Below are 12,170 nucleotides of genomic sequence, written 5' to 3' on the forward strand. Positions count from 1 at the left end.
ATATGCGGGGGCTTATAATAGAAACGGATGACGTGCTGCCCAGCCGCCAGCCCCACCGTCTGGAAGACAGCCAATTGCCCGATTGCGGCGGGCTTGCCATCGACAAGCACATGCCAGCCGCTTGCATACATTTCCCGCCTGATCAGCGTGTCCGGCCGCGCGCAATCGGCGCGCATGGCCCTCCTGGTCTCGATTTCGATCTTGCATTGCCCAGCCAGTGTTCCGGCATATCGCGCGGGCGCGGCGAATTCCAGAACATCCGCGGTTATTCCCTGATAGGCCAGCCCCTTGAGGGGCGGCTGCCAGGGCGCGGCGAGGCGGAGGGCGGGCACATCCTGTCCGCCTCGTCGCCCCGTCCATACCACAAACGCGTTGTCACCGGCGCGGCGCAGAATATCATAGGTCAGCGCCCGGCCATGCGTGATAAGCGGCGGGTCAAACACGAATAATGTCGGCGTATTATCCTTGGCATTGGCGAGCGACACGTCGCTTTGCCGGCAATTGTCAGCCCCGGCGCAAATCCGCAGCGTCAGCACGCCGCGCGCCGTATCGCTGTAGGTTCCCAACTTCAACGAGGCTTCGCCAATCTCCCCAAAGCCCAGATCGTCATCAATCTCGCCACTCATGTCCTGGCCTTGGCGCAAGGGGTTGGCCGTCGTCGCCGCTGCCTCCGGCACCATCGCGAAGCTATGGGGCGCGAACGCCAGCGCATCGCCGACGACGAGATATTTCACGCCAAGGGACGGGAAAGCCGCCAGATGCGGCAGAATATCACGCGGCGGGCCGGACATGTCGAAACTGTTCAGGTCCGCCCGCGGGTCGAGAACCTCATGCGCGAAAGACGTCCAAAGCGCCGGGGCGGGCAAGGCGTTGTAATTGACGCTGGCGATGCCATAGCGGTCTGGAAAATTCAGCCCGAACGGCCCCGTGCTGGCCATTCTCTGCAGACCGGTAGTCTGCTTCAGGAAGCCGATCAGCCCCGTATCCAGATGGCCTTTGCTCAGCCCTGAGAGCTGCGGCAGGACAAAATTGCAAACCGGCAGACAGAGCGCGCCGGCGATGATGGCCGAGCGCCGCGCCGGCCGGTTCAGCCCGGCCAGAACCGCAAGCGTGAGAATGACAGCCAAAAGGAAAAACCCCAGCGCTTGCACAGCCGCCGCGGGGCGGGCGTGATACCAATGCGTAAGCAACGGCAAACCGGGCAGAATGGCGCCGGCACAAAGCAGCCCCACCACCACCCCGACCAGCCCCAGGCGCCAGCGGGAAAGACGCTTCTGGCGCAGCGTATCATCCAGGGCAAAAGCGGCCAGCAGGATCAGCGCGAGATCGACGGCAGGGCCGCTATAACGTGTGGCATCCATGACCGAAACGCCGGGTACATGGTTGAACAGCCAGCGCACCGGGAGGACACCGAGATACCGGGCCTCCCACACCACCACCCATCCCGCGAGGATCAGCCGAAACCCATAGAACCTTGCCGCACGGCCGCGAACCAGCCCGGCCAGCGCCAACGCCAGAACCGGCAGCGTCACCCATTCCGGCAGACGCGTCAGGTTATATGAGCCCAGTTGCGACGGCGTCAGCGCCGTGGGCACCGGAACCCCCATAAACCCGAGCGCCTGCGGAAAGAGCTGCAACGGCAACATCTGCAACGGCATATGCACCAGCGCGAACACGCCGTCATGCAGCCCGACATAGGCCTTCGCCGTGTACATCGCGGCGGGGATCAGCAACGGCGCGCTCAGGCAAATCGCGACGAGAAGCCCGGCACAGAGCTTGAGCGTGAAGCGCAGCCGCTGCGGCCAGGCCAAGCCGAACCAGCGCCAGATGGCCCAGAGCCCGGCGAGCATGCCATCAAAATAGGCGACCTCAGGATTGCCAGCATAAAATGAATAGGCACAGGCGATGACGATCAGCGACCACCCGCCCCGCCGCTCGCCGGCACTCGCCACCGCCGCCCGCTCGATTCCCAGCAGCAGCAGCGGGAGGAAGGGCAGCGGCGCGATTGGCGCGCTGGGGCAGAGAAAAAACTCCGGCGTAAATTCAAACAGAGCCGCGCCCAGAAACGCCGCCCGTCGCGCCAGCCCAATCTCGGCCAGAAACCCGTACAGAAACACGCCACACATGGCTTGCAAAACGATACGCAGCCACAACCATCCGGCCTTGAAATGCAGCAGGAAAACAAAGGGCAGGAAAAAGGCTTCGGTTTGCATTTCCGCCGCGAGCGGCATGCCGACACCAGCATAAGGATTCCACCAGGGAATGATGCCGTGCAGCCAGTCCGATGCCGCGAGAAACCCAAGCGGCTGGGTGATATAAGCCGCGGACGGGTCGATCCACCCGGGCGGCCCAGCATACACACCGCCCCGCAACCCCACGCCGATCAACGATAATTGCAATGTGGGATCGGCGTTGAACCATATCGACGCCGCATTGCCGAACAAGGGCAACAGAACCAGCAGCAGAATCAGGGTGCGGTGGCGAAAGGCTTGCGTCGGCAGCGTCTTCATCCCAGCGTAATTATGGCATATCTCCATACCAAAAACCCGCCCGGAATCAAAAAAGCCCCTTCGGCGAAGGGGCTTTTTTCGTCAGGTCAGCTCTCAGAACGCCAGATTGGTCGCCTGCATCACCAGCGGCAGCGCACGCACCGCCTGCAGCACCGCTTCCGGCGTCTCGCCATCGGTGGAGACCAGGCAGATCGCGTCCTCGCCCTCGGCCGCGCGGCCGAGATGGAAGGTGGCGATGTTCACCCCCGCCTCCGCCAGCGTGGTGCCGAAGCGGCCGATGAAGCCCGGCTTGTCCTTGTTGGTCACATACAGCATGTGCGGGGCGAAATCCGCCTCCACCTTGATGCCCTTGATCTCGACCAAACGCGGCTTGCCATTGCCGATCAGCGTGCCGGCGACCGAGCGCGTGCCCTTCTCGGTGGTCACGGTGATGCGCAGCAGCGTCTGGTAATCGCCGGTGCGGTCATGCGAGGCCTCGGAAACCTCGATGCCATGATCGCGCGCCAGCACCGGGGCATTGACCATGTTCACCCCGTCCATCACCGGCGTCAGCAGCCCGGCCAGGGCCGTGGCGTTCAGCGGGCGGTGGTTGAGCAGCGAAGCCGCGCCCTCATACTCGATCAGGATGCGCTGGATGGTGCCGTCCTGCGCCTGCGTCATCTGCCCGGCAAAGCCGCCCAGCAGGCGGGCCAGCTCCATATAGGGGCGCAGCCGCGGCGCCTCCTCGGCGGTGACACTCGGCATGTTCAGCGCGTTGGTGACGGAGCCGGTCAGCAGGAAGTCCGAGATCTGCTCGGCCACCTGCAGCGCCACATTCTCCTGCGCCTCGGAGGTGGAGGCGCCCAGATGCGGGGTGCACACCACGTTCTCCAGCTCGAAGAGCGGGTTTTCCTTGGCCGGCTCAATTTCGAACACATCCAGCCCGGCGGCGGCGACATGGCCGGATTTCAGCGCCTCATACAGCGCCTTCTCATCCACCAGGCCCCCACGCGCGCAATTGATGATGCGCACGCCCTTCTTCATCTTCGCGATCGCCTCGGCGGAGATCAGATTGCGCGTCGCCTCGATCAGCGGCGTGTGCAGGGTGATGAAATCGGCCTTGGCGAAGATCGTCTCCAGATCCGCCTTCTCCACGCCCAGCTCCACCGCGCGCGCTTCCGTCAGGAACGGATCATAGGCCAGCACCTTCATCTTCAAGCCAACCGCGCGGTCCGCCACGATCGAGCCGATATTGCCGCAGCCGATCAGCCCCAGGATCTTGCCGGTGACTTCCACGCCCATGAAGCGGTTCTTCTCCCACTTCCCGGCCTTGGTCGAAATCGTCGCCTCGGGGAGCTGCCGGGCGGTCGCGAAGATCATCGCAATCGCATGCTCGGCCGTGGTGATGGCGTTGCCGTTCGGGGTGTTCATCACCACCACGCCGCGCGAGGTGGCGGATTTCACGTCCACATTATCGACGCCGATGCCGGCCCGGCCCACGACCTTCAGATTGGTCGCCACATCCAGCACTTCCTTCGTCACCTTGGTGGCGGAGCGGATGGCCAGCCCGTCATACTGGCCGATAATCTCACGCAGCTCCGCCGGGGTGAGGCCGGTCTTCACGTCAACCTCGACGCCGCGGTTTTTGAAAATCTCGATGGCGGCGGGGGACAGTTTGTCCGAGATCAGAACCTTGACCATGTGATGGGATTCCTAAGAGGATTTTTCGCCGCTTTTTGAAAAAAGCGGCACCAAAAACTTTTGCTCGCTGGGGCCTGGGGCGTGGCGCTGCCAACGCCTCAGGACAAAATTAAGCTTGGGCGACCGTGTCGATGGCGTAGTCGATCCAGGGCAGCAAGGACTGGATGTCGGACGTCTCAACCGTGGCACCACCCCAGATGCGCAGGCCCGGCGGCGCGTCGCGATACGCACCAGCATCCAGCGCCACGTTTTCCTTCTCCAGCAGGCTCGCCACCGCCTTCGCGGCCTTGGCCTGGCCTTCCGCATCCAGCGCCTTGAACCAGGGCGCGTCGATGACCAGGCAGATCGAGGTGCAGGAGCGCACCGCCGAATCTTCCGCCAGGAAGCGCACCCGCTCATTGCCCTCAACCCAATCGGCAATCGCCTTCAAATTCGCTTCGGAGCGCGCAATCAGCCCCTGCAGACCGCCAACGCCCTGCGCCCAGCGCAGACCATCCAGCGCGTCTTCCACGCACAGCATCGACGGGGTGTTGATCGTCTCGCCGACAAACACGCCCTCGGTCAGCTTGCCCTTGGAGGTCAGGCGGAAAATCTTCGGCAGCGGCCAGGACGGTGTGTAGCTGGTCAGCCGCTCCACCGCGCGCGGCGAGAGGGCGAGCATGCCGTGGCCTGCCTCACCGCCCAGCACCTTCTGCCAGGACCAGGTGACGACATCGAGCTTGGCCCAGGGCAGATCCATCGCGAAAGCGGCGGACGTGCTGTCCGCGATCACCAGACCCTCGCGGTCATCCGGGATGAAATCGCCATTCGGGAAGCGCACGCCCGAGGTGGTGCCGTTCCAGGCCAGAACCACGTCATGGCTGAAATCGATCTGCGCCACATCCGGCAGCTGGCCGTAATCGGCCTTGATCACGCGGGCATCGGCCAGCTTCAGCTGCTTCAGCACGTCGGTCGCCCAGGCCTCGGAGAAGCTTTCATGCGCCAGCACATCCACCGGACGCGCCCCCAGCAGGGACCACAGTGCCATCTCCACCGCCCCGGTATCGGAGGCCGGCACGATGCCCAGCCGCCAGCCTTCCGGCATGCCCAGGATGGATTTGGAAAGGGTGATCACCTCCGCGAGCCGGGCTTTCGGCTCCTTCGCGCGGTGCGAACGGCCGAGCAGCGCGCCTTCCAGGGCCGCCAGCGAAAAGCCGGGGCGCTTGGCGCAGGGGCCGGAGGAGAAATTCGGGTTGTTCGGACGCAGCGCGGGCTTGGCGGCCGGAGAAAAATCTGCCATTAAAACTCTCCCTTACAGAAGAAAAGCGCCCCGGTGGGGGGGCGTGACCCGAGGAGGCCTGTACTGCGTTTCTTTCGCCGCCGCAAGAGCCGCCTGCCGCATCCCCCGCCGGCATTGATGCAACTTTATTGACGAAAGCCGACCCTAGACCATGATCGAGCTGGATCAGATCGACCGTTCCATCCTGCGGCTGCTGGCCTCGGATGCCTCCCTCTCGCTCAACGAGATCGCCGACAAGGTGGGGCTCACCGCGACGCCTTGCTGGAAGCGAATCAAGCGCATGGAGGAAAACGGCATCATCAAATCCCGCGTCGCGATCCTCGACGCCGACAAGCTCGGCCTGCCGGTCTCGGTCTTCGTCTCGGTGGAAACCAGCGACCACTCTGCCGCCTGGCTGGATAAATTTCATCAGGCTGTCAAAAATATTCCGGAGATCGTCGGGGCGTGGCGGATGAGCGGCGATGTGGATTATCTGCTGCACGTCGTGGTGCCGGACATCGCCGCGTATGATTCCTTCTACCGCAAGCTGATCGAGATGGTGCCGCTGCGAAATGTTTCGAGCCGCTTTGCGATGGAGCGGATGAAGGAAGGGGCGTTGCCGATTTAGGGCTTATTTGGCTTTTGTACGCAAATGATTTTTAAAATCATCTTTGCACGCTGCTAGAATACGGTCAGCTATCGACAACAACACCAAAACTGCGATTACGTTGCCGAAAATCAAAACCACCTCCGAATTGATAAAACCAATAATTTTAGGAAACCAAGTTGCATTTCCAAACACACCGAGGAAATCAAGACCTGCGCCAAAGCTTCCGAAAACCAAACCAATCATTGAAACGCACATAATTCGTCTACGAATTCTACTGTTGATCTTTTTTTGTTTTTGTTCGCAACAAATCAATTCATCAAAATATTTCAAATTCAATTCGTAAATTGCTGCTCCGGTGGCAAAAAAAACTCCTGCCAAAATCAAACATGCCGCCGAAAAAAACATCCCAACGCGTAAACCTGAATCGTGCACACAGCTAAGGACCTGCAAAAGAGAGGAAAAGCAGAGGCCAGCAGCCCCCAAATAAACTGCCCTGTTCAGCTCGATCTCTTGCTTTGTCTGCGGCAGCGAATCATCAGAACACATAAAAACCCACCTAATTGAATGACTCTTGAACTGCCGTTTCGTTTACGAAAAACAAAAAAACAACTTATAGTTGGATGCCTAATGCGCCTTCCCCCAATTCTTGCCCACGCCCGTCTCCACCACCAGCGGCACGGACAGCGTCGCCGCCCCCTGCATCACCTCTTTCACCAGCGCCGCCGCCTTCTCCGCCTCATCATCCGGCGTCTCGAACAGCAATTCGTCATGCACCTGCAGCAGCAGCTTGGTTGAAAGCCCCGCATCCGCCAGCGCCTTCGGCAACCTTACCATGGCGCGCTTGATGATGTCCGAGGCCCCGCCTTGCAGCGGCGCGTTGATCGCCTGGCGTTCCGCATAGGCCCGCAGCGCCGGGATTTTGTCCTTGATCCTCGGCACCCAGCAGCGCCGGCCGAACGGCGTCAGCACATAGCCGTCCGTGCGCGCCTGCTCCTTCGTCGCATCCATATAGGCGCGGATTTCCGGGTAGCGTTTGAAATAGGCATCGATATAGCTCTTGGCCTCGCCTGCGGAAATGCCAAGCTGCCGCGCCAGCCCAAACGCCGAAATCCCGTAAATGATGCCGAAATTAATCGCCTTGGCGCGCCGCCTGGTCGCCCCATCCATCTCCACCATCGGCACGCCGAACACTTCGGAAGCGGTGCGGGCGTGAATATCCTCGCCCGTCTCAAAGCTTTGCTTCAGCGCCGGAATATCCGCCACATGCGCCAGAAGCCGCAGCTCGATCTGCGAATAATCCGCCGAGATCAGGCTGTGCCCCGGTGCGGCGATAAACGCCTTGCGGATGCGCGCCCCTTCCTCGGTGCGGATCGGGATATTCTGCAAATTCGGATCGGTGGAGGAGAGCCGCCCGGTGGTGGTCGCCGCCATCTGGAAATTCGTATGCACACGACCGGTTTTTTCGTCGATCTGCCCGACCAGCGCATCCGCGTAGGTGGATTTCAGCTTGGAGAGCTGGCGCCACTCCATCACACGCTGCGCGATCTCATGGCCCTGCTCGGCCAGCCCTTCGAGCACGGACGAATCCGTGCCCCAGGCGCCGTTCTTGCCTTTCTTGCCGCCGGTAAGCCCCATCTCCTCAAACAGCACCTCACCCAGCTGCTTCGGGCTGCCGACATTGAATTCATGCCCGGCGAGCTGATGGATCTGCGCCTCGAACACGCCCATCCGCTCACCAAACTCGATGGACATGGCGGAGAGATCCGCTTTGTCCACCAGCACGCCCTCGGCTTCCATCTGTGCCAGCACCGGCACCAGCTTCTTCTCCAGCAGCTCGTACAGAGCCAGCGATTTATGTACCCGCAGCGCCGGCTTCAGCTGGCTCCAGAGCCGCAGCGTCACATCCGCCGCCTCCGCCCCCAGAGCGGTCGCCTTCTCCACCGGCGCCTCGGCGAAATTCAGCCGCCCGCGCCCGGTGCCGGTGACATCATCGGCGGTTTTCACGCTATGGGAGAGATGCACCCGCGCCAGCGTCGCCAGATCATGCGCGAAATTCCCCGCATCCTGGGCGTAGGAAATCAGCATCGCGTCATCGAACGGGGCAGGCGCGGTCAACCCGGCCCGCGCCAGCGCCTCCAGCGCGAATTTCGCATCATGGAAAATCTTCAGCACGGCCGGGTCGGCAAACAAGGCGTTCAGCGCGCCCGCCGCCTCGTCCCATGCCGGCTGCGGCTCGGCATCCAGCGTCACATGATGGCGCAGCGGCAGATACACGCCCTGCCCCGCCGCCACCGCCAGCCCCAGCCCGACCAGCCTGCCATGCAGCCCGGAGGGATCATCCGTCTGCACCGAAAGCCCGATCACCCCGCCTTTATGCGCGGCTTCGATGATCTCTCGCAGCGCTTCGATCTTGTAAACCGGCTGATACGGCCCGAAGGGGGCAGCACTCTGCTCAACCTCCACCATTTCCTCCGCATGCCCCTCTTCAAGGCCGAGCCTTGTGCGGATGGAGCGGAAATTATTCTCAACCAGGAAGGCGCGCAGCACCGCGGCGTCCCAGGCTTTCACCCCCAGCTCGTCCACCGGCAGCGGCAGCGGCGCATCGTCGCGCAAAATCACCAGCTCGCGCGAAATCCTTGCCGCCTGCGCATGCTCAATCAGCGCATCCCGCCGCTTCGAGGGCTTCATCGAGGGGGCGGCCTCCAGCACGGCTTCGAGCGTGCCATACTCGCCAATCAGCGCCGCCGCCCCCTTCGGGCCAATCCCCGGCACACCGGGCACGTTATCCACCGAGTCGCCGATCAGCGCCTGCACCTCGATCACCTTGTCCGGCGTCACCCCGAATTTCTTCTCAACCTCTTCGAGGCCGATCGGCGTGTTCTTCATCGGGTCCAGCATTTCCACGCCGGGGCGCAGCAGCTGCATCAGATCCTTGTCCGAGGAGACGATCACCGCCTCCCCGCCCGCCTCAAGTGCTGCCTTGGCATAGGCGGCGATCAGATCATCCGCCTCCCAATCCTCCAGCTCGATCGAGGGCACGCCAAACGCCTTGGTCGCCTCGCGGATCAGCGCGAATTGTGGCACCAACTCCGGCGGCGGCTCGGGCCGGTGGGCCTTGTACTGGTCGTAGAGCCGGTTGCGGAAGGTATGCCGCCCGGCATCGAAAATCACCGCCAGATGCGTCCCGGCATGGTTTTTCAGCAGCCGCTCCAGCATGTTGCAGAAGCCGAACACCGCGTTCACATGCACGCCATCGGCGCGCTGCATGTCAGGGATGGCGTGAAAGGCCCGGAAGATGAAACCCGAGCCGTCGACGAGGACGAGTTTCAATGGCTCTCGCCCGCGCCGTCACCATCGAGGATGAAGATGCGCGAGCAATAAGGGCAGGCGACTTGCTCGCCCGGGATCTGCAGGTAGACTTTGGGGTGGCCCAGCGGGCCAACGCCGCCATCGCAGGAGACGGACCGGGTTTTCACATGAAGAATTTCAGAATGATTGATCGAATCCGTCTGTACGCTCATGGCTCCGCTCTCCGGTGCAAAGATATAACCGCCCCCCTCTTAGCTTCATTCCGCGCCATACCCAAGCTGGGGCTTTGGCGGCGGCCAGATAAGACGAAGGGGCTTTTTGTAAAAAGCCCCTTCAACCCCAAAAACTTTTTTTAGCCGCGCTTGGGCAGCGGCCGGGGGCGACCCGTCGAGTCGATCGCCACGAACCGGAACACCGCCTTGGTCACGCGCTCGTCATTCTCCTCGGCGCGCTCCCGCCGCCAGGCCTCGACCGAGATATTCATCGAGGTCCGGCCGGTGGACAGCAGCTCACAATAAACGCTCACCTCATCGCCGATCTTCACCGGGCGGATGAAGCTCATCGCCTCCACCGCCACGGTCACGCAGCGGCCATGGGCGGTGCGCTGGGCCAGATTACCGGCCGCGAGATCCATCTGGCTCATCAGCCAGCCGCCGAAAATATCGCCATTGGCGTTGGCATCCGCCGGCATGGCGATGGTGCGGATCATCGGCATGATCGCCGGCGGCTGCTCGCGGTCGGACATTAGAGGCTTTTCTCGATCCAGGCCTTGAGCACGGATTTCGGCGCCGCCCCCACCTGCTGGGCCGCCACCTGGCCGTCCTTGAAGATCAGCAAAGTCGGGATGCCGCGCACGCCATACTGGGTCGGTGTCATCGGATTCTCATCGATGTTCACCTTCACCACTTCCAGCTTGCCGCCATATTCCTCGGCCAGCGCCTCCAGCGAGGGGGCGATGGACCGGCACGGGCCGCACCATTCGGCCCAGAAATCCACCAGAACCGGGGTGCTGGATTTCAGCACATCGGTCGAAAACGTTGCGTCGGTTACAGCCTTGGTCATGATACACCTGTCAAAAACAGAATTTTTCGTAACATGGCGGTGATTGCCATGCCGATCAACCCAACCCCACCTGGTCGAGCCTGTCCTCCGGCACCGCCATGGTTGCGGCCCGCGCGGTCCAGACCAGCAGGCAGCGCACGGGGCGTCCAGGGTGGATCTGGCGCAGCACAGCGCGATAGGCGGCGAGCTGGGCGAGATATTTTTCCGGGATTCCGGATGGGTCCGAGGGGGGATTTCTGTCGGTCTTATAGTCGGCGATGAGGATCTCCTCCGGGCCGATGAAAACCCGGTCCGCGATGCCCGCCACTTCCCGCCCGCCAACGACGCCCGCCAGCTCCATTTCCGCCACCGAACCAGGGCCGAATAGCGGCGCCAGCGCCGGCTCATGCAGAATTTTCAGGACGGAGGCGCAAATTTCCGCCGCCTCCGGGGCCAATTCCGGCTGCGCCGTGAGATAGGCCAAAGCCGCCGCCTCCCGTGCCGGCACCGCCACGCCGGGCAGATGCTGCAGCAACGCATGCACCGCCACCCCGCGCGCCATGGCGGCGGCGCGGCGTGAGGCCGGGCTTTGCGGCCCGGCCAGCGGGCTGATGGCGAGGGCAGCGCGCGAGGTTTCATCCGCCACCCGGCTGGGGACGATTCGCTGCGGGCCTGGCGCTTCCTTCGGCGCGGGGGCGGCCTGCCAGTCCGGCGCGCGCCCTGCCCAGGCGGGCAGCGACGCCTGCAACTTGCTGCGCATCTGCGAGGCGCCATCCGGTGCTGCGGTCTGCGGGCAGTCATGCAGCAGCACGCCGTCCTCATCGCGCGCCTCCAGCCGTTCAAAGCCCTGCCTCACCGCCTCGTACCAGCACTCCGCCGGCAATGCCCGCCGCCCGGCAGCCCCGCAGATCAGCAATTCATCCTCGGCCCGGGTCAGCGCCACATAGAGCAGGCGGTTATATTCATCGAGCTGGGCACGGCGCAGCGCCGCCTGCTTATTGGCCAGCACCGCCGGGCGCAGCGCCGCGCGCGGGCAGAGCACCGGCAGCCGGTAGGCTGCCTGTGGCACATCCAGCCAGAACAAACTGCCCTCGGCCTGCGGCAGGCCGGTGGTGTCGGGCATGATCACGATCGGCGCCTGCAAGCCCTTGGCGCCATGCACGGTCATGATCCGCACCTCGTCGCTCCCGGCCTCGGATTCGCGCTTGATCGCGGTTTCGCTCGCCCGCAGCGCCTGCACGAACAACTGCAGACTGCCCGGCTCGGCGATGGAGAATTGCAGCGCCTCGGCCAGGAACTCATCCAGCGGCTCCGCCGCCTCGGCGCCGAAGCGCGCCAGCAGCCGCGCCCGCCCGCCCAGCGCCCCCAGCGCCTCAGAAAGCAGCGCGAAGGGCGTGTCAAAATCCGCGCGGGCGCGCAGCGCCTCGAAATAGGCTTTCGGCGCCTGCCACTCCGCGCGCTCATCGGCCCGGGCATAGAGCGCGCCCAAGAGCGAGCCGGGGCGGCCCAGCGCCAGCTCCATCAGGCTGTCATCGGACAGGCCGCCCAAAGGCGAGACCAGGAATTGCGCGAAGGCGAGATCATCCTCGGGGCAGCAGCAGCGCGTCGCACAAAGCCAGCATGTCGGCCACCGCCGGCTGCTGCGGCAGCACCATCCGGTCCAGCCCCGCCACCTCGATGCCGCGCGCCTTCAGCTCCGAGGTCACGGCGCCGACAATCGCCCCGCGCGAGCGCACCAGAATCAGAAAATCCCCAGGCCGCG

The 12,170-nt window shown here is 63.4% G+C and carries 11 protein-coding genes; 1 reads left to right on the top strand and 10 read right to left on the bottom strand.

What is annotated here, in order from left to right; genetic code table 11:
• The 3 genes from MXAZACID_RS06085 to MXAZACID_RS06095 form a co-directional block, all read right to left on the bottom strand.
• A partial coding sequence (locus MXAZACID_RS06085; RefSeq protein WP_008493289.1) for a hypothetical protein occupies window positions 1-2,510 on the bottom strand: 2,510 nt, incomplete at its 3' end.
• Window positions 2,511-2,603: 93 nt separating this feature from the next.
• Window positions 2,604-4,190 carry a phosphoglycerate dehydrogenase gene (gene serA / locus MXAZACID_RS06090; protein ID WP_008493291.1) on the bottom strand — a complete coding sequence of 529 codons (1,587 nt, stop codon included), beginning with the start codon at window positions 4,188-4,190 and terminating at the stop codon, window positions 2,604-2,606.
• A gap of 109 nt (window positions 4,191-4,299) precedes the next feature.
• Window positions 4,300-5,469, bottom strand: coding sequence for a phosphoserine transaminase (locus MXAZACID_RS06095; RefSeq protein WP_008493292.1), 1,170 nt, complete (start codon window positions 5,467-5,469; stop codon window positions 4,300-4,302).
• A 151-nt stretch (window positions 5,470-5,620) separates the two neighbouring features.
• Between MXAZACID_RS06095 and MXAZACID_RS06100 the strand changes: the two genes are divergently transcribed.
• The gene (locus MXAZACID_RS06100) at window positions 5,621-6,076 is read left to right on the top strand and encodes an Lrp/AsnC family transcriptional regulator (RefSeq protein WP_008493293.1); all 456 of its coding nucleotides are present in this window, start codon (window positions 5,621-5,623) and stop codon (window positions 6,074-6,076) included.
• A gap of 3 nt (window positions 6,077-6,079) precedes the next feature.
• Here the strand turns inward: MXAZACID_RS06100 and MXAZACID_RS18740 are convergent, their stop codons facing one another.
• The 7 genes from MXAZACID_RS18740 to MXAZACID_RS19195 form a co-directional block, all read right to left on the bottom strand.
• On the bottom strand, window positions 6,080-6,604 hold the full coding sequence (locus MXAZACID_RS18740; RefSeq protein WP_144052667.1) for a hypothetical protein: 525 nt from the start codon (window positions 6,602-6,604) through the stop codon (window positions 6,080-6,082).
• Between the two features lie 78 nt (window positions 6,605-6,682).
• Window positions 6,683-9,388 (bottom strand): DNA polymerase I, encoded by a 2,706-nt coding sequence (gene polA / locus MXAZACID_RS06105; protein WP_008493294.1) that lies wholly within the window; start codon window positions 9,386-9,388, stop codon window positions 6,683-6,685.
• A complete protein-coding gene (locus MXAZACID_RS06110; RefSeq protein ID WP_008493295.1) occupies window positions 9,385-9,579 on the bottom strand; it encodes a zinc-finger domain-containing protein in 195 nt (64 codons plus the stop codon). The genes polA and MXAZACID_RS06110 overlap by 4 nt, the downstream gene beginning before the upstream one ends.
• Before the next feature lie 140 nt (window positions 9,580-9,719).
• Window positions 9,720-10,112 (bottom strand): acyl-CoA thioesterase, encoded by a 393-nt coding sequence (locus tag MXAZACID_RS06115; RefSeq protein ID WP_008493296.1) that lies wholly within the window; start codon window positions 10,110-10,112, stop codon window positions 9,720-9,722.
• Window positions 10,112-10,429, bottom strand: coding sequence for a thioredoxin (gene trxA / locus MXAZACID_RS06120; RefSeq protein ID WP_008493297.1), 318 nt, complete (start codon window positions 10,427-10,429; stop codon window positions 10,112-10,114). Before trxA ends, MXAZACID_RS06115 begins: the two co-directional genes overlap by 1 nt.
• 55 nt (window positions 10,430-10,484) lie before the next feature.
• Window positions 10,485-11,957, bottom strand: coding sequence for a 3'-5' exonuclease (locus tag MXAZACID_RS18745; protein ID WP_144052668.1), 1,473 nt, complete (start codon window positions 11,955-11,957; stop codon window positions 10,485-10,487).
• A gap of 31 nt (window positions 11,958-11,988) precedes the next feature.
• Window positions 11,989-12,170, bottom strand: a 182-nt coding sequence (locus tag MXAZACID_RS19195) for a hypothetical protein (protein WP_168118397.1), incomplete at its 5' end; no start/stop codon positions are given.

The sequence above is a fragment of the Acidocella sp. MX-AZ02 genome (assembly GCF_000306035.1).
GTDB classification, from domain to species: domain Bacteria; phylum Pseudomonadota; class Alphaproteobacteria; order Acetobacterales; family Acetobacteraceae; genus Acidocella; species Acidocella facilis.

Coding starts and splice junctions, on each gene's coding strand:
- serA (WP_008493291.1), bottom strand. CDS start 4,190: ATGGTCAAGGTTCTGATCTCGGACAAACTGTCCCCCGCCGCCATCGAG.
- MXAZACID_RS06095 (WP_008493292.1), bottom strand. CDS start 5,469: ATGGCAGATTTTTCTCCGGCCGCCAAGCCCGCGCTGCGTCCGAACAAC.
- MXAZACID_RS06100 (WP_008493293.1), top strand. CDS start 5,621: ATGATCGAGCTGGATCAGATCGACCGTTCCATCCTGCGGCTGCTGGCC.
- MXAZACID_RS18740 (WP_144052667.1), bottom strand. CDS start 6,604: ATGTGTTCTGATGATTCGCTGCCGCAGACAAAGCAAGAGATCGAGCTG.
- MXAZACID_RS06110 (WP_008493295.1), bottom strand. CDS start 9,579: ATGAGCGTACAGACGGATTCGATCAATCATTCTGAAATTCTTCATGTG.
- MXAZACID_RS06115 (WP_008493296.1), bottom strand. CDS start 10,112: ATGTCCGACCGCGAGCAGCCGCCGGCGATCATGCCGATGATCCGCACC.
- trxA (WP_008493297.1), bottom strand. CDS start 10,429: ATGACCAAGGCTGTAACCGACGCAACGTTTTCGACCGATGTGCTGAAA.